Origin of the sequence: Photobacterium angustum (assembly GCF_003026365.1) — a bacterium.
Classification (GTDB): Bacteria; Pseudomonadota; Gammaproteobacteria; order Enterobacterales; family Vibrionaceae; genus Photobacterium; species Photobacterium angustum.
On sequence record NZ_PYOM01000001.1, the window covers coordinates 220,734 to 240,023 of the forward strand.

Genomic DNA, 19,290 nt, shown 5'->3' on the forward strand with positions numbered 1-19,290 from the left:
GCCCTTTCTGAGATAGGACGATATTTTGAAAATTAAACGATTTTTTGCCAAGGATATGAGAACGGCACTTAGCGAAGTCAAAGAAGAGCTTGGGCCAGATGCCGTCATTATGTCGAATAAGAAAGTTTCAGGTGGTGTTGAGATTGTGGCAGCGGTGGATGTTGATACAAGGCCTCCAGCAGCGCAAAGCACTCAGCATCGTTCTCGTGACGAAGTTTCTCAAGGGTTAAGTCAAGCAAGACGTAAACTTGCTGATGACAAGGTACAGTTGAACCAATCAACGGCGCAGAAATTTGCTAGCGTTTTACAAAACTATGCCTCAACCCAAGAGCAGAATGAGCAACCTAATGAGGTTGATTCTCTTAGTGCATTACTTGATCGCCAATCTAAATTGCGCGAGCAAGGGGATATCCACAGCTTATATTCAGAAGCGAATGCATTTCGACATGAGCATAAGCCAGCATACAGCCCGCAAAATGAACGATCATCGCAACAAAAGGCAGGTGGCTACTCTCGTTATTCTGATCAACAGTATGCAGATGCTCCTTCATCACGTGATAATCGTTCACCATCAACGTCACCATTATTTCAGCGTAGTCAGCCTGAAGCGAATAAGCATGATTTAGATATCGGCGATTACCGTCGCCCATCATCAAAGCAATATGAACGCGATTTATCAGTTGGTCGCGGGTTATTTGATAGCCCTCAGCATGATCATGGTATGAATGGACGTGAACAGTCACCGCAAAAGCCACGATTAGATCCTTCTCGTTACGAGCCCAAAGCACAACCGAGTAAAGATGAACTGGATCAAGTGCGATCTGAAATGCTCTCGATACGTCGCTTATTAGAACATCAGCTATCAGGCTTAATGTGGCAGGAAGTTGAACGCCGCGAACCCATGCGCGCCATGATGATTAAGCGTCTTGAAAAAATGGGACTATCAGAGCAATTAGCCGATCAATTAGCGTGCTATATCCCTGAAGATATTCAACCTAATGAAGCATGGCCAGCATTACTTGATTTGTTATCAGATCAAATTATTACTACAGATGATTGTATTTTAGATACTGGCGGTGTGGTGGCTTTATTAGGCCCAACAGGAGTAGGTAAAACTACGACAATTGCCAAGTTGGCTGCACGTGCGGCAATGGAGTTTGGTCCAGATCAAATTGCTCTAGTGACGACAGATACATATCGTATTGGTGCTCATGAGCAATTAGCGACTTATGGTCGAATTATGGGCTGTCCGGTAAGAGTTGCTAAAGATGCTGAAGAGCTTGCCGATATCTTACATCAGTTGCGACATCGTCGATTGGTATTGCTTGATACCGCAGGGATGGGGCAGCGTGATATTCGGTTATCTGAACAGCTAGACACATTGATGAAAAACAGCGGAGCACATATTCGTAGCTACTTAGTGATGCCAGCGACATCACAGCGTCGAGTGTTGCAGGAAACGATTGAACATTTTCGTCGTATTCCGCTTTCTGGTTGCGTATTAACAAAGCTTGATGAGTCATTAAGTTTAGGAGAGATCATCTGCGTGGCGATTCAAAATGCATTACCAATCGCTTATTTAGCAGATGGTCAGCGTGTACCAGAAGATATCAAAATAGCATCGGGGAACTACCTAGTGTCACGTGCTAATGAATTATTGGAGATAGAGATAAGCCAGCAATCACATTTCTGGTCTAGTGATAGTTCAGATAATAAGGCGGCAGATTATTATGATTGAGAGCAGAATGTACGATCAAGCAAGCGGTTTACGTCGAATGACTCAGTTAACCTCAACCAAAGTGATTACTGTAACCGGTGGTAAAGGTGGTGTCGGTAAAACTAATGTTACGCTAAATATGGCGATGTCGATGGCACGTCAAGGTAAGCGCGTTATGGTATTAGATGCTGATCTTGGCCTTGCGAACGTTGATGTGATGCTAGGACTTCGTGCAGGGCGTAACTTATCTCACGTTTTGGCGGGTATCTGTGAGCTGGAAGATATCATTATTGAAGGCCCATACGGGTTAAAAATTATTCCTGCTGCCTCGGGTACTCAAAATATGGCAGAGTTAACACCAGCACAGCATGCTGGGTTAATTCGAGCTTTTGGTAATTTACAAGACGATCTTGATTTTCTACTGGTAGATACCGCTGCAGGTATTTCAGACATGGTACTTAGTTTTGCTCGCGCTGCGCAAGATGTGCTGGTTGTTGTCTGTGATGAACCCACATCAATTACGGATGCTTATGCATTGATTAAAATTTTAAGCCGTGAATATGATGTTCAACGCTTTAAAATTGTTGCCAATATGGTGCGTAGTTACCGTGAAGGACGCGATCTGTTTACCAAATTGACGCGTGTTACTGAACGATTCTTAGATGCTAATTTAGAGCTCGTGGCATGTATTCCGCTTGATGATAATGTTCGACAAGCCGTTAAACGTCAGAAGATAGTGGTAGAAGCTTTTCCTCGTAGCCCTGCTGCATTGGCGTTGAATTCACTATCAACCAAAGCGATGACGTGGCCTATCCCGCATAACCCAGGTGGACATCTGGAGTTTTTTGTTGAGCGTTTATTAATAAAACGTTCTCATGCCATGGAGGTGCCATACAGTGAATAAAGCGATGGCTTATGGTCAATATCAGCAGAGTCCACAAGCATTTATCGAACGTTACTCATCGTTAGTTAAACGCATTGCTCATCACTTAATGGTTCGTTTACCGCCGAGTGTTTTAGTGGAAGATTTAATTCAAGCAGGCATGATAGGTTTACTTGAAGCGCAACAAAATTATGATCCTACGAAAGGGGCAAGCTTTGAAACCTTTGCTGGAATTCGCATTCGTGGGGCAATGCTTGATGATATTCGTCGTGGTGATTGGGTTCCTCGCTCGGTATATAAAAATAGCCGAAAGATAAGTGAAGCGATATCTCACCTTGAAAATGAATTAGGACGCGATCCTAATGACCAAGAAATTGCGCAATATCTCGATATGCCGTTAGAACAGTACCATCAAGCACTAAATGATGTTAATTGTGGACGCTTAGTCGGTATTAGTGATCTTGGGGTGGCAGAAGATACCGTTGCTAATGAAGAAAGTATCGGTGAAAACACACCCTTTCAAGGTGTTGTTGATGATAACTTTCGTGCGTCATTGGCTGAAGCGATAAAAACCCTCCCTGAACGAGAGGCGTTAGTTTTATCACTTTATTACGACGAAGAGCTTAATTTAAAAGAAATTGGTGCGGTAATCGGTGTTAGTGAATCACGAATTTGTCAGATACACAGCCAAGCAATGCAGCGATTACGTGCAAAATTAACAGCATGGACTGCTTAATAATTATTTATTTTTAGAACTAGAAGAACACTGGCTCTCAGTGGAGGCAAACTTGAATAAAAACATGAAAATTCTCATTGTTGATGACTTCTCAACAATGCGCCGTATTGTTAAAAACCTGCTTCGTGATTTAGGTTTTAACAACACCTTAGAAGCTGATGATGGATTAACCGCTTTACCAATGCTTAAAAAGGGTGATTTCGACTTCGTTGTAACGGATTGGAATATGCCAGGGATGCAAGGTATTGATTTACTTCGTCATATTCGTTCTGATGATCAATTGAAGCACTTGCCGGTATTGATGATTACTGCTGAAGCAAAGCGTGAGCAGATCATTGAAGCCGCACAAGCAGGTGTTAATGGTTATATTGTTAAACCATTTACCGCAGCAACGTTGAAAGAAAAATTGGATAAAATTTTCGAACGTTTGCAGTAACGATTGCTAACAATAACCATCAGTAGTGCATAAGGACGATAAAGAAGCATGATTTCACTTGAACAGGCAAAACAGCTTGTCAGCTTGCTAGAAAATGGACAACAAGCTGAAGCCAATTCGCTTGTACAAACATTAGTTGCCGATAGCCATGAACCAATGTTTGCAGAGGTGGGTAAAATTACTCGCCAGTTGCATGATTCTTTACTTAATTTTCGCCTTGACCCTAGGGTTAACGATTTAGCGAAAACTGATATTCCTGATGCTCGTGAACGATTGCTTTATGTTATCGATAAAACGGAGCAAGCCGCCAATAAAACGATGGACGCAGTTGAAAGCACGCTACCTATTGCTGATAAACTTCATAATACGTTATTGCAAGTGCATCCTCAGTGGCAGCGTTTAATGGCAGGTAAGATTGGTCTTACTGAATTTAAAACATTGTGTCACGATATTGATTTATTGCTTGTTCAAATTGAAGGTGATAGCAGCACACTGCGTACCCACCTTACCGATATCCTTATGGCTCAGGACTACCAAGATCTCACTGGGCAAATCATTCGACGTGTCATTGAGTTAGTTCATGAAGTTGAAGATAGGTTAGTTGAAATTCTTAAAGCTTTTGGCATGGAACAAGACGCGAATACTGTGATTGATGATAAAAAAGACGCCTTAAAGCCTGAAGGGCCAATTATTAATCCAGAGCAACGTAATGATGTTGTTGAATCACAAGATGATGTTGATGATTTACTTTCGAGTCTTGGCTTTTAGGGGAAATTTATGAGCTTTGATTTAGACGAAGATATCCTGCAGGACTTTTTAATAGAAGCAGGCGAAATTCTTGAATTGCTTTCTGAACAATTGGTAGAGCTTGAACGAAGCCCCGATGATTCTGAGTTATTAAATGCTATTTTCCGTGGTTTTCATACGGTAAAAGGTGGCGCAGGATTTCTTTCTTTAACCGAACTGGTTGATGCTTGTCACGGCGCTGAAAACGTTTTTGACTTGCTGCGAACAGGCAAGCGTAGCGTAACATCTGAGTTAATGGATGTTATTTTAGAAGCGCTTGACTGTATCAATGTGATGTTTGAACAAGTGAAAGAGCATCAGCCTCTTGATCGTGCCGAGCAACGTTTATTAGATGCCTTACATTATTACAGCCAGCCCGCAACAGCAGATGAAATCGCTCCTATTTCTAAGCCAGTTGAAGCGCCACCAGTTGATGTTATTGCAGAGGTGACGTCAGAACCTGCGATCACGTCAAATAATGAGAATGTTACCACTGGTGACAGTGTTGATGACATGACTCAAGATGAGTTTGATCGCTTACTTGATGAACTTCATGGTGCTGGCCAAAGCCCATCCAAGCCAACGACACCAGAACTAACTGCGCAAAATAATGTAGAAACACAATTAAATTTTGATAGCGGTGATATTACTGATGATGAATTCGAACGTTTGTTAGACGAATTACACGGTTCTGGCAAAGGGCCGGGAAATAGTGATACGTCAGCGGCAGGTGTTACAACACCATCATCGCCAACAGCATCGCCAGTAACACCATCATCTACCGTGCCGGAAGATACAGGTGCCGGTGATAGTGATGATTTAATGACAGATGATGAATTTGAACGTCTGCTTGATGAATTACATGGCGCAGGTAAAAGCCCGTCTCTAGAAGAACAAGCGTCTGCTGCTCAATCTACAGCGAATGATTTAACCGAGGTTGAAGCTGCTGTTTCTTCGGCTCAATCAACGCCGATGGTCACTCCGCCGGCTCCAGTTTCTGCGACACATCAACCGCCAGCAGAGCGCTCAGCGAAACCTGTCGCGGTGAAAGAGAAGTCAAAACCACAAGCGGATGCGACAGTTCGTGTTGATACTTCAACGCTTGATACCATTATGAATATGGTCGGTGAGTTGGTTTTAGTTCGAAATCGTTTAGTCAGTCTTGGTTTAAACACCAATGATGAAGAAATGTCGAAAGCGGTATCAAACCTTGATGTTGTAACGGCAGATCTTCAAGGTGCTGTGATGAAAACTCGCATGCAGCCAATCAAGAAAGTATTTGGTCGTTTTCCTCGTGTTGTACGTGATTTAGCGCGTAGCTTAAAGAAAGAAATCGTACTGGAAATGCGCGGTGAGGAAACAGATTTAGATAAAAACTTGGTGGAGGCGCTTGCTGATCCTCTGGTTCACTTAGTACGAAATTCTGTAGATCATGGTATTGAAATGCCGGATGTTCGTGAGCAGGTAGGCAAGCCTCGTACCGGAACTGTATTATTATCAGCATCACAAGAAGGCGATCATATTCTACTTACCATCGAAGATGATGGTGGCGGTATGGATGCAGAAAAGCTCCGCAGTATTGCCGTTGAACGCGGTGTGATGGATGCAGATGCCGCTTCTCGTATTACTGACAATGAAGCGTATAATCTCATTTTTGCCCCTGGCTTCTCGACCAAAAAAGAAATCTCTGATATTTCTGGTCGTGGTGTGGGAATGGATGTTGTAAAAACAGGGATTAATCAGCTTAATGGTTCAATTCATATTGATTCAGTGCTAGGCAAAGGCACTCGAATTGACATTAAAGTACCGTTAACGTTAGCTATTTTACCGACATTAATGGTAGGTGTCGGTGAACAACCATTTGCATTGCCACTGGCAAGTGTGAATGAAATATTCCACCTTGATTTGAATAAAACCAATACTGTTGATGGTCAGTTAACAATAATTGTTCGTGATAAAGCGATCCCACTGTTTTATCTACAAGATTGGTTGTCAAATATGACAGGCCGTACGAATAAAGATCGTGGGCATGGTCATGTCGTTATTGTTCAAATTGGCCATCAGCGAATTGGTTTTGTGGTTGATACCTTAATTGGTCAAGAAGAAGTCGTGATAAAACCACTAGATAGCTTACTTCAAGGTACGCCTGGTATGGCTGGTGCAACAATTACCAGTGATGGTCATATTGCATTAATTCTTGATGTGCCAAGCTTACTAAAACATTACGCTGGTCATTAATTAGCACGACAAATAATAATAAAAGAGGGGGGCGATGACCCCCTTTGTTTAAGCGTTTCAACGGGATGAAAGTAACATGGCAGTTAAAGTATTAGTAGTTGATGACTCAAGTTTTTTCCGTCGAAGAGTAAGTGAAATAATCAATGCTGATAGTCGGTTGGAAGTTGTTGGCAATGCCATTAATGGTAAAGAAGCGGTAGAGTTAACTCAAAAACTGCAACCTGATGTGATCACAATGGACATCGAAATGCCCGTGATGGATGGTATTACAGCCGTTCGCGAGATCATGAAAGTTTCACCGACTCCAATTTTAATGTTCTCTTCGTTAACTCACGATGGTGCCAAAGCGACGCTTGATGCCCTTGATGCTGGTGCGTTAGATTTCTTGCCAAAGAAATTTGAAGATATTGCGCGTAATCGTGATGAAGCCGTGGAACTGCTTCAAAAACGTGTTGCAGAGCTTGCACGTAAACGTATTTTTATGCGTCGAAGTGCTACTACGCGCTCAATATCTATTCCATTATCGCCATTAACAAGCACTCATACATCGACGACGAAACCAACGCTAACGTCACGCTTGCAGGCTGAACCTTCATCTGTTTCATCTTCAAGAAGTGCCCGTGCATCTGTTGTCAAACCCGCATTACGTTTTAAAGCGTCAGGAAAAAAATACCAGATTGTTGCAATTGGTACATCTACGGGGGGCCCTGTAGCATTACAAAAAATATTGACTCAGCTACCTGCTAATTTTCCATATCCGATAGTGCTTATTCAGCACATGCCTGCGACATTTACCGCAGCTTTTGCAGCACGATTAGATCAGCTGTGCAAAATTGGAGTGAAAGAAGCGGAAAATGGGGATATGTTGAAACCTGGTATGGCGTATCTCGCTCCAGGCGGTAAACAAATGATGCTTGATGGTCGACCTGGCGCATCAAGGTTACGTATTATTGATAGCGGTGAGCGCATGAATTATAAACCATGCGTTGATGTTACATTTGGTTCTGCGTCTAAAGTCTATCAAGACAAAGTCCTATCAATGGTATTAACCGGTATGGGCGCTGATGGTCGAGATGGCGCAAGAATGCTAAAAAATAGTGGTTCAACTATTTGGGCGCAGGATGAAGACAGTTGTGTGGTATACGGTATGCCTCAAGCTGTTGCTAAAGCGGGTATATCAAGCCATGACTTACCTTTAGATCGTATTGCTGAATGTATTTTAATAGAACTAGGTTTACAGTGAGGATCAAGGGGTGATTGTTTGGAGTATTGCTAATCAAAAAGGTGGAGTAGGTAAAACCACAACCACAATTACATTAGCTGGATTGCTGAGTGAGCAAAATAAACGTGTTTTATTAGTCGATACCGACCCACACGCATCGTTAACAACGTATTTAAATTTTGATTCAGAGCAAGTACCCGCTAGTTTATTTGATTTGTTTCAATTACCCGTAGTGAATAAAGCCAGCGTAAAACCACTTATCCTTAAAACTGCATTTGATAATATTGATATTATTCCTGCCCATATGTCACTGGCAACACTTGATCGTGTGATGGGAAATCGCAGTGGTATGGGGTTAGTGTTAAAAAAAGCCCTACATAGTTTGGTTGATGACTATGATTACGTACTGATAGATTGCCCACCCATTTTGGGGGTGATGATGGTCAACGCATTGGCGGCGAGCGATCGTATTCTTATTCCAGTACAAACAGAGTTTTTAGCCATGAAAGGCTTAGAAAGAATGATGAGGACGTTACAAATTATGCAGCGTTCTAAGCCGTCTGGTTTTAATGTCACGATTGTTCCAACCATGTACGATAAACGAACACGAGCATCACTCCAAACGTTGCAAGAACTCAAGGTTCGTTTCCCTGAACAAGTTTGGGCGTCCGCGGTACCTATTGATACAAAGTTCCGTGATGCCAGCATTAAACATATGCCACCATCATTATATGCCCGAAACTGTCGTGGTGTGTTTGCTTACAAAACGTTATTAAAATATGTAGAACGGTTAGACAATCATGCATAGTAAGCCACTTTCAAGTGATCAAGCCCTAGATGATTATTTTTTTGATTTATTAGAAGAATCAAATGAAGTTGCTGTATCTGCGGAGATTCAAGATCCTGTTTTAGACGTCGATAAACCAAGTATTGAAAATGTTGAAGTAGCGCCTACGTTATTTCAACCCAAGTTAAATGAATTTAAGCCAGAGCCTAATGTTGCTGTTGATTATGCAGAGCCGTCAAATCGACAAGATATTGAACGACTATTGAGTAAAGTTGATGAAAATTATGTTGATGATATTCAAGAAAATGTCGTACAAACTGCAAATCCACAACAAATTGTTTCAGAAACAGAACAAGTAATACCAGAGCAACTAACTTCTATTAAAGAAGTAGAACCTACGTGTGCTAGTGCTGAAAATATAGCGGAAGATACCGTTGTAACAGAGGTTATTGAAACCGCTACAATTGCTGAAGATGCCGGGTTAATTCCACCAGAACAGTGGGCACATCATGGAATGGAGCAAGCGTTTCAAGCGCTATTTTTTGAAGTTAATGGTGTGACATTTGCTGTTGCACTCACGGAGTTGGGTGGTATTCATCAACTTGGCGATCTTAACCGTTTACTTGGGCGCCCTAATTGGTATTTGGGTCTACAGTCAACACGCGAGCAAAAGTTAGATGTGGTTGATACTGCACGTTGGGTGATGCCAGAGAAGCTAGTTGGTGATGAGTATCGTGATAATTATCGTTATATTGTGATGCTTGGCGATAGCCAATGGGGGCTGGCTAGCGATAAACTGCATGGCACCAAGGTGCTTAATGGAAATGATATTCGCTGGCGAGAGAAGGCAGGAAAACGCCCTTGGCTTGCGGGTATGGTAAAAGATAAAATGTGTGCACTTATCCATGTTAATGCGTTGATCGCAATGCTAAATAATGGATTGGATGTAAATAGTATTGAGTAATACAGGACCTTAAGAGGGAATAGCATGTCACAGGTAAATATCGCTGAGATCCAAAAAGACGGAGCGAATGATCAGGTTCTGCAATGGGTGACATTTCAGCTAGAAGATGAGACTTACGGTATTAATGTTATGCAAGTCCGTGAGGTTTTGCGTTATTCAGAAATCGCGCCAGTTCCAGGTGCACCTGATTATGTGCTCGGTATTATTAATCTTCGCGGCAATGTCGTTACAGTTATCGATACTCGCTCTCGTTTTGGATTAGCTCCGGGTGAGATCTCTGATAATACACGTATTGTTATTATTGAAGCAGAAAAACAAGTGATTGGTATTCTTGTCGATAGTGTCGCTGAAGTGGTTTATTTACGTAGTTCTGAAATTGATAGCACGCCAAGTGTGGGTACTGAAGAGAGTGCGAAGTTTATTCAAGGTGTAAGTAACCGCGAAGGACAATTACTTATCTTAGTTGATCTTAATAAGCTGCTATCTGATGAAGAATGGGATGAGATGGCGTACTTGTAATGAATACTGTTCTGCTACAGTGGATACCAACTGTTATTAGTGTATTGGCGGTTATAATCTTTACTGTGTTATTGCTTCGCGAGCGTAAAGCGCGACGGAGTTTAGAAACAAAATTTGCTGCCATTGAAACTGTATTGAAAAATGCCCGTTTACAAAATGAACGCTTGAATAAAGAGTTCAATGAATTGCGTGCAGGTACAATGGGTATGAGCCACAAACTGGCTGATATGTCACATCAGTTAGAAGTAGTTGAAGATCGTCAAACAGAGATCATGATGAACGATCCCGAAGGACGTTTATATAGTCGTGCCAGTAAAATGGTAGAGTTGGGCGCTGATGTACATGAATTGATGAACGAGTGTGATTTACCTAAAGCAGAAGCTGAACTTTTGCTTCGCTTACAACAGACGATGCAAAAACACCGTCGACGTTAATCGTTATACTGATATATCAATATCTTCAAGCCCCTCCCATCCTGGAGGGGTTTTACCGTTTAAGTACCATGAAAAAGCAATCAGTTCGGCAATAATCAAATATAACTCTTGTGGGATTTCATCACCGACATCAAAGCTATTTAGATATTGTGCCAGTACGGGATCTTGATGAATTAAGCCACCGTGCTGTTTTACTTGTTCGATAATATGTTCAGCCAAATGCTGGTGGCCTTTGGCTGTAATATAAGGTGATTTTTCACCATCATATTTAAGTGCAATTGCATGTGAGGTTGTTTTTTTATCTGTTGCCATCACTCAGACCTTAATCAATAAGCCATTAGAAGAGGCTAAGTGGTCATTAGACTCTTTATCTTGAGCTTGCATAAATTTAGGAGATTCGCAGTTAATACCTAACTGTGCCATACGAGAAAAAAGTAGCGGTGAGACCTGCTCTATTTTATGTAACAACAGTGGATTAACGGTTTCAAATACCGTTTTTAATATGTTGTTTTCCCATTGGGCTGTAACATTAAGTATATCTATTGCACCAATAGGTAATGCCAATTTGACCGTCCAACAGGAATTGATATTCTTGTCGGCATTTGATTTTGAATCCTCGTGCTCATTTTTTATTTTAATATCAATAGATTGGTTGTTATTTATCGGCCACTGTAAATAAATACTATTGGTATCTTGTGTACGATGTGTTTCAGGCCCTCGTTGTTCAGCGGCAAGCCTTAATAGAGCGGGAATATCTTGCTGTTGCTCAGGGCTTAACGTTTTTAACCATTGGTTTAACTGGCTTTGTGGTTGAGATAGTTGCTGTAATAACAGGGCTAAAGGTTTTCGTTCTCCACCTTGTTGTAACCAAGCGATTAAGCTGGCTTGATTTTGAGGGGCAAAGAGCTGCTGGAAAATAGTATTTAGGCTGTTAGAAGGTGATGTGGCTAATCTAGCTGAACCAGAGTTTAACGGGTTAGATAAAAGTGTAACTAAACGTTGCAAGCTGTTTATGGATAACAATAATTGCGGCAATTGGGAAACAAGATTCTGGTCTTTTCCTCCAGTGCTCGTAAATAGTGGCGCTTGGCTCTTTATATTAGCTGATGAAGGTTTCTCAATTTGGGCAGCTTTTGCTGCGCTAGGGGAGTGAGATGGCGTTGAATTGATGCGCATTTATTTCACATTTACTTACGTTAGTTAACGATGAATATGTCCGTAGCTTAGCTAAATTATTAGCCATTGTGGTATTATGCGGACTGATTTGTGACACCTAGGATACATCATTTATATGTTGTCTGTAGCAGACTTAAGCAGCGTTCGTGACGAACGTTTATTGTTTGACGAACTCAGTTTCACTATATCAAGTGGCGAGTTAGTTCAAATTGAAGGCCATAATGGCGCAGGTAAAACCACACTGTTACGAATTATTGCCGGGTTAGGCCGCGCTGATAGTGGACAGGTTTTTTGGAATCAAGAAGATATTCAGGTTGCACGAGAAGATTACCATCAAGAGTTGCTGTTTCTTGGTCACCAAACTGGTGTAAAGCGCGAACTCACCGCCTTTGAGAACTTGGCTTTTTTTCAAGCCATGCATAAATGCAATCAAGGCTCAGATCTCAAGGGTTCCCCACAAGTTATGGGTGAGGACGCATTATGGCAAGCATTGGCGCATGTCGGGTTAGCTGGGCGTGAAGATGTACCAGCAGGGCAACTATCTGCAGGCCAGCAACGCCGTGTTGCATTAGCGCGTCTATGGTTAAGTAATCATAAATTATGGGTGCTTGATGAGCCATTAACGGCGATTGATAAGCAAGGTGTTAAGGTAATTGAGAACTTGTTTTTATCTCATGTTGAACGTGGTGGCATGGTGTTATTAACCACGCACCAAGATATGTTTACGGATAGTAATCATTTACGAAAAATCAAGTTAGGGCAGTGATCACGGTGCTTAATTCTATTGTTCAAATTATTCGTCGTGAATTGTTAATTGCTTTTCGTCGACGTGCAGATGTGATGAACCCATTGTGGTTCTTTATTATTGTGATCACCTTATTTCCATTAAGTATTGGTCCTGAGCCTAAATTGCTTGCACGTATTGCTCCTGGGATCATTTGGGTAGCTGCATTGTTAGCAGCGTTATTATCAATGGAACGCCTCTTCCGTGATGATTATGCCGATGGCTCGCTTGAGCAAATGTTATTAATGCCGACACCATTAGCGGTATCAGCCTTTGCCAAAATGCTTGCGCATTGGTTGTTGACAGGTTTGCCGCTGATTTTAATTAGTCCCTTATTAGCGATTTTATTGTCCTTAAATTGGGATACATGGGTAGCTGTTGTACTCACATTGCTAGTAGGTACACCAACATTAAGCTTTTTAGGGGCAATTGGTGTCGCTTTAACGGTTGGATTACGAAAAGGTGGCGTTTTATTGAGCTTGCTCATATTACCGTTATATATACCTGTGCTTATATTCGCAACCTCTGCAATAGAAGCTGCAGGCCTAGGGATGGCATATAACGGGCAATTAGCATTAATGGCGGCCATGTTGGTGGCGTCTTTAACGTTAGCACCTTTTGCGGTTGCGGCATCGCTAAGGATCAGTGTGAACTAAATCAATAGTGGAGACGTTCATGTCTTCCATTTTGTTTTTTTATCCAACAGATAAAGATTTATAAGGCTAAGTTACATTACAAAATCCTATTATTTTGTGACGTAACTTGGCTTTAATGACGTATTTATAACTATATAACGAGTAGAAAGCATTATGTGGAAGTGGTTACATCCCTACGCTAAAGCCGAGAATACCTATCGCTTGTGCGGTAAGTTACTCCCTTGGTTTGCCATTATTAGCTTAATTGCCATTGTTGTCAGTTCTATTTGGGGCTTAATGTTTGCGCCAGCGGATTATCAACAGGGTGATAGTTTTAGAATTATTTACTTACATGTTCCCGCTGCAATCTGGTCTATGGGTGCTTATGTATCAATGGCTATTGCTGCGTTCATTGGTTTAGTGTGGCAGATCCGATTATCGGATATGGCTGCTGCTGCGATGGCGCCGATTGGTGCAGTGTTTACCTTTATTGCACTGATCACTGGTGCTATTTGGGGCAAGCCAATGTGGGGCACATGGTGGGTATGGGATGCGCGTTTAACATCTGAACTCATTCTTCTATTTTTATATCTTGGTGTTATTGCGTTGTATAACGCTTTTGATGATCAGAAAACAGCAGCCAAAGCGGCGGGTATTTTAGCGATTGTTGGTGTGATCAATATTCCTATCATTCACTTCTCTGTCGAGTGGTGGAATACCCTTCACCAAGGTGCAACCATTACTAAATTTGCTAAGCCTTCTATGTCAACAGATATGTTATGGCCGTTACTTATTGGTATTGTCGGTTTTGCTTGTTTCTTCGGTGCGGTGACTATGATCCGCCTACGTAATGAAATTCTTATCCGCGAAAGTCACCGCCCTTGGGTGCGTGAGCTAGTGAAGTGAGGTTAGTATGCATTTTGATTCTATGAGCGACTTTTTTGCAATGGGTGGCTACGCTGCTTATGTATGGAGTGCGTTTGGCATCTCATTTGTGGCGATGCTATGGATCCTCTTTTCTAGTATGGCCACCCATCGTCGCGTATTAGGTGATATTAAAAATAAAATCGCACGTGAACAACGTATTAAAGATGCGAAAAAGATGGAGAATACGCTATGACCCCAAGACGTAAGAAGCGTCTCGCCTTAGTGTTAGCGCTTATTTTAGGCCTTGGTGCTACCATTGGTTTAGTGCTTTATGCGTTAAATCAAAATATGGATTTATTCTACACCCCAACCGAACTTGTTAATGGTAAGCCTGATGGTACTAAACCAGAAGTCGGACAGCGTTTACGTATTGGTGGCATGGTGGTTAAAGGCTCTGTGAAGCGTGATCCTGAATCTTTAGAAGTTAGTTTTAAAGTTGCTGATGTAGGCCCTTCAGTTACCGTAACTTATGACGGTATCTTGCCTGATCTCTTCCGTGAAGGGCAGGGTATTGTCGCGCAAGGTGTACTCGTTGGTCCAACAACAATAAAAGCACACGAAGTACTGGCTAAGCATGATGAAAATTATATGCCGCCTGAAGTCGCTGATGCGATGAAGAAAAATCACTCAAAACTTCAATATACTGAAGAACAACTACAAGGTAGTGCTCAATGATCCCTGAAATAGGCCATTTTGCCCTTATTACTGCCCTTGCCTTATCGGTGCTGGCCAGTATTTATCCGCTATATGGTGCTGTAGTCGGTAACCAAGCAATGATGCGCATGGCACGACCATTGGCATACGGTGTTTTTGCTTTTTTATCCTTATCTTTTGTTATTTTATGTTGGTCATTCTATAACAATGATTTTACTGTTGCGTATGTAGCCAGTAACTCGACAAGTTTATTACCGTGGTATTACCGCATTACAGCGGTATGGGGCGCGCACGAAGGTTCATTACTGCTGTGGGTACTTATCCAAGCGGGTTGGGCTGCTGCTGTTGCGCGTTTTAGCCGTGATATGCCACTTGAATCTGTTTCTCGTGTCTTATCGGTAATGGGTATGATCGCAGTGGGTTTCTTACTGTTTATTATCATTACTTCTAACCCATTTTTACGTACGCTACCGGTATTCCCTGTCGAAGGTCGTGATCTAAACCCATTATTGCAAGATCCGGGTCTAATTATTCACCCGCCAATGCTTTACATGGGCTATGTAGGCTTCTCTGTTGCGTTCTCTTTTGCTATTGCATCGTTGATGACAGGCCGTTTAGATACAGCTTGGGCACGTTGGTCTCGTCCATGGACAATCGCTGCATGGTCATTCCTAACGGTAGGTATCGCACTAGGTTCATGGTGGGCTTACTACGAACTTGGCTGGGGTGGCTGGTGGTTCTGGGATCCAGTAGAAAACGCATCATTTATGCCATGGCTTGCAGGTACAGCGTTAATGCACTCGCTATCAGTAACAGAAAAGCGTGGCACATTTAAAGCGTGGACAGTACTGCTTGCGATCTCTGCATTCTCATTAAGCCTATTAGGTACGTTCTTAGTTCGTTCTGGCGTATTGGTTTCTGTACACGCATTTGCGTCAGATCCTGCTCGCGGTATGTTTATTCTTGGTTTCCTTGTGGTTGTTATCGGTGGTTCTTTACTGCTGTATGCATTACGTGGTGGCCAAATTCGTTCTCGTGGTAACTACAGCTTGTTCTCACGTGAAAACCTATTACTAGCTAACAACATTTTACTTGTTGCAGGCTTAATGGTTGTACTTATTGGTACATTGTTACCATTAGTACATAAGCAAATTGGTTTAGGCTCTGTTTCTATCGGTGTGCCTTTCTTCAACATGCTATTTACATGGTTGATGATCCCGTTTGCCTTTATTATGGGTATTGGTCCTCTTGTTCGTTGGAAGCGCGATAATTTCAAACATGTTCGCAAACCAATGATTATTTCTGCACTAATCACGATTCCATTTTCATACCTTGTTATTTACTTTACGGCAAGTGTGGTTGAACCGCTTGCGGTGTTAGGGATGATGATGGCTGTATGGATCATTGTGATGCATGGCTTTGAGTTATTTGAGCGTGCGACACACCGTCATACTTTTGTTGATGGCTTAGGTAAATTAGGTCGCAGCCATTGGGCGATGGTGCTAGGCCATATTGGTTTAGCGATATCTATCATTGGTATCACACTAGTATCTAATTACGATATCGAACGTGATTTACGTTTATCGCCGGGTCAATCTGTTAACGTGAAAGGTTATGATTTCCACTTTGCTGGATTACGTGATGCAGATGGTCCTAACTATGATGGATATATTGCTGATTTCAATATTAGCCGTCGTGGTATTAACGTAACAACACTGCATGCTGAAAAACGTTTCTACAGTGTTGCGGGCTCTATGATGACAGAAGCGGCAATTGATAGCGGTATTACTCGCGACTTGTATGTTGCTATGGGTGAGAAGCTTGGTGATGGCGCATGGGCCGTTCGTATTTACTACAAACCATTTGTGAACTGGATGTGGGCGGGTGCATTGTTAATGGCGTTAGGTGGCGCATTAGCGATCAGTGATAAACGTTACCGTTTCCGCAAACCTGCAACAGTGAGTAATAAATCGTCAGAGGCAAAGTTAACCCATGAATAAGAAGTTCCTCTTTATTCCGTTAGTCCTGTTCATTGCACTGGTTATTATGTTTATGGTGCAGTTAACCCGCAATGCTGATGGTGATGATCCAACAAAATTAGAATCGGTATTGGTTGGCAAACCAGTGCCAACGTTTAAGTTAGAAGATTTGTTTCAACCTGGAAAAGAGTATCAACAAACGATTTTCAAAGGTGAACCATTATTGCTTAACGTGTGGGCTACATGGTGTCCGACATGTTATGCAGAGCACCAATACTTAAATACGTTAGCTAAACAAGGCGTTAAAATCATTGGTCTGAACTACAAAGATCAGCGTGAGAAAGCAATTGGTTGGTTAACTGAATTGGGTAATCCTTATTTACATACACTTTATGACGGTAACGGTATGTTAGGTATGGATTTAGGTGTGTATGGCGCACCAGAAACATTCCTTATTGATGCTAACGGTATTATTCGTTACCGCCATGTGGGTGATGTTAACCCTGAAAATTGGAAGGAAACGCTTGAGCCGTTGTACAACAAGCTAAAAGCGGAGGCAAAAGGTTAATGAAACGTTTATTTGCCCTTGTTATAGCTGCAACGATTGCGTTAACCGCTGCGTTACCAGCATTTGCATCGATTGATGTTTATGACTTTAAAAATGCGGAACAAGAAAAGCAGTTCCAAGAGCTAACGGCAACATTACGTTGTCCTAAGTGTCAGAACAATAATATTGCTGATTCAAATGCAACCTTGGCGCAAGATATGCGCCAGAAAACATTTGAGCTTCTTCAAGAAGGCAAAACCAGTCAGCAAATTATTGATTACATGATTGCGCGTTACGGTAACTTTGTTACGTACAATCCGCCGATGACAGCTTCGACTGCAATTTTATGGGTTGGTCCTATTCTGTTTATCGTTATTGGTTTTACTGTTCTGGTTTATCGTACGCGTAAAAACGGTGAAAAAGTTGAGCAGGCTCAATTAGATGAGGAAGAAGCTAAACGATTAAAAGCACTGCTTGCAGAGATGGAACAGCAAGATGCTGAAAGTGTTGATACTCAATCAAAGGTAAACAAATGACGCTGTTTTGGATTATAACTGCTGTCTTAGTACTTATTGCGATAGCATTTTTTGCTGTGCCTATGTTGTACGGTAAAGAGTACGATGATGTAGCAAGCCGAGATGAATTGAACAAAGCATTCTTTAAAGATCGTATTCATGAACTTGAAAACGAATCACAAGAAGGTTTGGTTGAGAATCGCCAAGAATTAGTTTCTGAGCTTCAACAATCACTGCTCGATGATATACCTGAAAGTGAAGTGAAGAAATCTGTTCAAGTGAGTGCTGGGATGTTGTTACCTGGTATTATCTTAATAGTTGGTGTGAGTTATGGTATGTACGCCTCTGTGGGTGGTATTCAGAAAGTAGAAGCGTGGCATGATGCGGTAAATCGTCTTCCTCAACTTTCTCAACGCTTACTGGGTGATAACGCAGCTAATGAACCACTGTCTGATCAAGATATGTCGGATCTGACTTTAGCATTACGTACTAAATTGCACGATGATGGTGATGATCCTATGGGGTGGTTATTGTTAGGTCGTATCGCAATGGCAAATCGTGATGGTGAAACCGCTGAAATGGCAATGAAAAAAGCCTATGACTTAAACCCTGTTGATGGGGACATTCAGCTAGGTTACGCACAGTCATTAATGCTAAGTGGTAAGCCGGGTGCAAGTGATACGGCTCGTCAGTTACTACGTAATGTCGTTAAAAAAGATCATACTAACGTGCAAGCATTATCGCTATTAGCTTTCGATGCGTTTGAGCAAAACAAGTTTGAACAAGCGATTGCTTACTGGACGATGATGAAGAAACTTATCGGCCCTGATGATTCTCGTGCACCTATGCTTGATCGTAGTATCGAACGCGCACAAGAGCGTTTAAATGCTGATGATAAAGCGAAGGCTATCGTAAATGGTTCAGCTGCGATTGCTGCACCAAAAGTTAGTGCTGAACAAGCAAAACAGCAGGTAGTGGCGATAATTTCATTAGCGCCAAATGTAGTGATGCCAAAGCAGGGCGATATTATTATCTCTGTTCATAGCGCTGATGGTGCACCAATGCCAATTGCAGCTGTAAAGCTACCACTGACAACACCTTTCCCATTAACGATTACGTTAACGGATAAAGACAGCATGATGCCGCAGCGTAAGCTATCGTCATTATCTGAAATGATTGTCCGTGCTCGCATTGATAGTGATGGTAACGTCATGACCAAACAAGGTGACTGGTATGGCGAAAGCCAGAAAGTGATGCTTGGTGGTGATACAAAAGTATTAATTAATAAACAATATTAATTCAATACTGGAACAAATAGAGCAGGCTGGATATTATTGTCCAGCCTGCTTTT

At 41.9% G+C, this 19,290-nt stretch carries 22 protein-coding genes; 20 read left to right on the forward strand and 2 right to left on the reverse strand.

The window, feature by feature from the left end; all coding sequences use genetic code 11:
• Positions 1 to 25 precede the first annotated feature (25 nt).
• The 11 genes from flhF to CTN01_RS01205 all read left to right on the forward strand — a co-directional run bounded on the left by flhF (position 26) and on the right by CTN01_RS01205 (position 10,722).
• Positions 26 to 1,738, forward strand: coding sequence for a flagellar biosynthesis GTPase FlhF (gene flhF / locus CTN01_RS01155; protein ID WP_045148072.1), 1,713 nt, complete (start codon positions 26 to 28; stop codon positions 1,736 to 1,738).
• Positions 1,731 to 2,621, forward strand: a complete 891-nt coding sequence (locus CTN01_RS01160; RefSeq protein WP_045127289.1) for a MinD/ParA family protein — start codon at positions 1,731 to 1,733, stop codon at positions 2,619 to 2,621. The genes flhF and CTN01_RS01160 overlap by 8 nt, the downstream gene beginning before the upstream one ends.
• Complete coding sequence (locus tag CTN01_RS01165) at positions 2,614 to 3,336, forward strand: RNA polymerase sigma factor FliA (protein ID WP_045082753.1); 723 nt, start codon at positions 2,614 to 2,616, stop codon at positions 3,334 to 3,336. The genes CTN01_RS01160 and CTN01_RS01165 overlap by 8 nt, the downstream gene beginning before the upstream one ends.
• A 64-nt stretch (positions 3,337 to 3,400) precedes the next feature.
• Complete coding sequence (cheY, locus tag CTN01_RS01170) at positions 3,401 to 3,772, forward strand: chemotaxis response regulator CheY (RefSeq protein ID WP_005370326.1); 372 nt, start codon at positions 3,401 to 3,403, stop codon at positions 3,770 to 3,772.
• A gap of 48 nt (positions 3,773 to 3,820) precedes the next feature.
• Positions 3,821 to 4,540, forward strand: coding sequence for a protein phosphatase CheZ (locus CTN01_RS01175; RefSeq protein WP_005370327.1), 720 nt, complete (start codon positions 3,821 to 3,823; stop codon positions 4,538 to 4,540).
• A 9-nt stretch (positions 4,541 to 4,549) separates the two neighbouring features.
• Positions 4,550 to 6,796, forward strand: coding sequence for a chemotaxis protein CheA (locus CTN01_RS01180; RefSeq protein WP_045148074.1), 2,247 nt, complete (start codon positions 4,550 to 4,552; stop codon positions 6,794 to 6,796).
• 76 nt (positions 6,797 to 6,872) lie between these two features.
• Positions 6,873 to 8,039 carry a protein-glutamate methylesterase/protein-glutamine glutaminase gene (locus CTN01_RS01185; protein ID WP_045148075.1) on the forward strand — a complete coding sequence of 389 codons (1,167 nt, stop codon included), beginning with the start codon at positions 6,873 to 6,875 and terminating at the stop codon, positions 8,037 to 8,039.
• Between the two features lie 10 nt (positions 8,040 to 8,049).
• Positions 8,050 to 8,826 carry a ParA family protein gene (locus tag CTN01_RS01190; RefSeq protein ID WP_045082750.1) on the forward strand — a complete coding sequence of 259 codons (777 nt, stop codon included), beginning with the start codon at positions 8,050 to 8,052 and terminating at the stop codon, positions 8,824 to 8,826.
• Complete coding sequence (locus CTN01_RS01195; RefSeq protein ID WP_045148077.1) at positions 8,819 to 9,769, forward strand: chemotaxis protein CheW; 951 nt, start codon at positions 8,819 to 8,821, stop codon at positions 9,767 to 9,769. The genes CTN01_RS01190 and CTN01_RS01195 overlap by 8 nt, the downstream gene beginning before the upstream one ends.
• Positions 9,770 to 9,793: 24 nt before the next feature.
• Positions 9,794 to 10,288 carry a chemotaxis protein CheW gene (locus CTN01_RS01200; protein ID WP_005370336.1) on the forward strand — a complete coding sequence of 165 codons (495 nt, stop codon included), beginning with the start codon at positions 9,794 to 9,796 and terminating at the stop codon, positions 10,286 to 10,288.
• Entirely contained in the window at positions 10,288 to 10,722 is a 435-nt protein-coding gene (locus tag CTN01_RS01205; protein WP_005370338.1) for a DUF2802 domain-containing protein, read from the forward strand. The genes CTN01_RS01200 and CTN01_RS01205 overlap by 1 nt, the downstream gene beginning before the upstream one ends.
• A 3-nt stretch (positions 10,723 to 10,725) precedes the next feature.
• Here the strand turns inward: CTN01_RS01205 and CTN01_RS01210 are convergent, their stop codons facing one another.
• Positions 10,726 to 11,034, reverse strand: a complete 309-nt coding sequence (locus tag CTN01_RS01210) for an EscU/YscU/HrcU family type III secretion system export apparatus switch protein (RefSeq protein ID WP_045127285.1) — start codon at positions 11,032 to 11,034, stop codon at positions 10,726 to 10,728.
• A gap of 3 nt (positions 11,035 to 11,037) precedes the next feature.
• Positions 11,038 to 11,898: a hypothetical protein gene (locus tag CTN01_RS01215; RefSeq protein WP_045148078.1), complete on the reverse strand. Its 861-nt coding sequence runs from the start codon at positions 11,896 to 11,898 to the stop codon at positions 11,038 to 11,040.
• A 115-nt stretch (positions 11,899 to 12,013) separates the two neighbouring features.
• Between CTN01_RS01215 and ccmA the strand changes: the two genes are divergently transcribed.
• From ccmA to ccmI, 9 genes are all read left to right on the forward strand, one after another.
• Entirely contained in the window at positions 12,014 to 12,664 is a 651-nt protein-coding gene (gene ccmA / locus CTN01_RS01220; protein WP_045148080.1) for a cytochrome c biogenesis heme-transporting ATPase CcmA, read from the forward strand.
• Between the two features lie 5 nt (positions 12,665 to 12,669).
• The gene (ccmB, locus tag CTN01_RS01225) at positions 12,670 to 13,338 is read left to right on the forward strand and encodes a heme exporter protein CcmB (RefSeq protein WP_005370346.1); all 669 of its coding nucleotides are present in this window, start codon (positions 12,670 to 12,672) and stop codon (positions 13,336 to 13,338) included.
• 153 nt (positions 13,339 to 13,491) lie between these two features.
• The gene (locus CTN01_RS01230; protein WP_005370349.1) at positions 13,492 to 14,223 is read left to right on the forward strand and encodes a heme ABC transporter permease; all 732 of its coding nucleotides are present in this window, start codon (positions 13,492 to 13,494) and stop codon (positions 14,221 to 14,223) included.
• A gap of 7 nt (positions 14,224 to 14,230) precedes the next feature.
• Entirely contained in the window at positions 14,231 to 14,437 is a 207-nt protein-coding gene (gene ccmD, locus CTN01_RS01235; protein WP_045082746.1) for a heme exporter protein CcmD, read from the forward strand.
• Positions 14,434 to 14,919 (forward strand): cytochrome c maturation protein CcmE, encoded by a 486-nt coding sequence (ccmE, locus tag CTN01_RS01240; RefSeq protein WP_005370352.1) that lies wholly within the window; start codon positions 14,434 to 14,436, stop codon positions 14,917 to 14,919. The genes ccmD and ccmE overlap by 4 nt, the downstream gene beginning before the upstream one ends.
• Complete coding sequence (locus CTN01_RS01245; RefSeq protein ID WP_045148081.1) at positions 14,916 to 16,898, forward strand: heme lyase CcmF/NrfE family subunit; 1,983 nt, start codon at positions 14,916 to 14,918, stop codon at positions 16,896 to 16,898. The genes ccmE and CTN01_RS01245 overlap by 4 nt, the downstream gene beginning before the upstream one ends.
• Positions 16,891 to 17,445, forward strand: a complete 555-nt coding sequence (locus CTN01_RS01250) for a DsbE family thiol:disulfide interchange protein (RefSeq protein ID WP_005370356.1) — start codon at positions 16,891 to 16,893, stop codon at positions 17,443 to 17,445. The genes CTN01_RS01245 and CTN01_RS01250 overlap by 8 nt, the downstream gene beginning before the upstream one ends.
• On the forward strand, positions 17,445 to 17,960 hold the full coding sequence (locus CTN01_RS01255; RefSeq protein WP_005370358.1) for a cytochrome c-type biogenesis protein: 516 nt from the start codon (positions 17,445 to 17,447) through the stop codon (positions 17,958 to 17,960). Before CTN01_RS01250 ends, CTN01_RS01255 begins: the two co-directional genes overlap by 1 nt.
• Positions 17,957 to 19,237: a c-type cytochrome biogenesis protein CcmI gene (gene ccmI, locus CTN01_RS01260; RefSeq protein ID WP_045148082.1), complete on the forward strand. Its 1,281-nt coding sequence runs from the start codon at positions 17,957 to 17,959 to the stop codon at positions 19,235 to 19,237. Before CTN01_RS01255 ends, ccmI begins: the two co-directional genes overlap by 4 nt.
• The last annotated feature ends 53 nt before the right edge of the window (positions 19,238 to 19,290 follow it).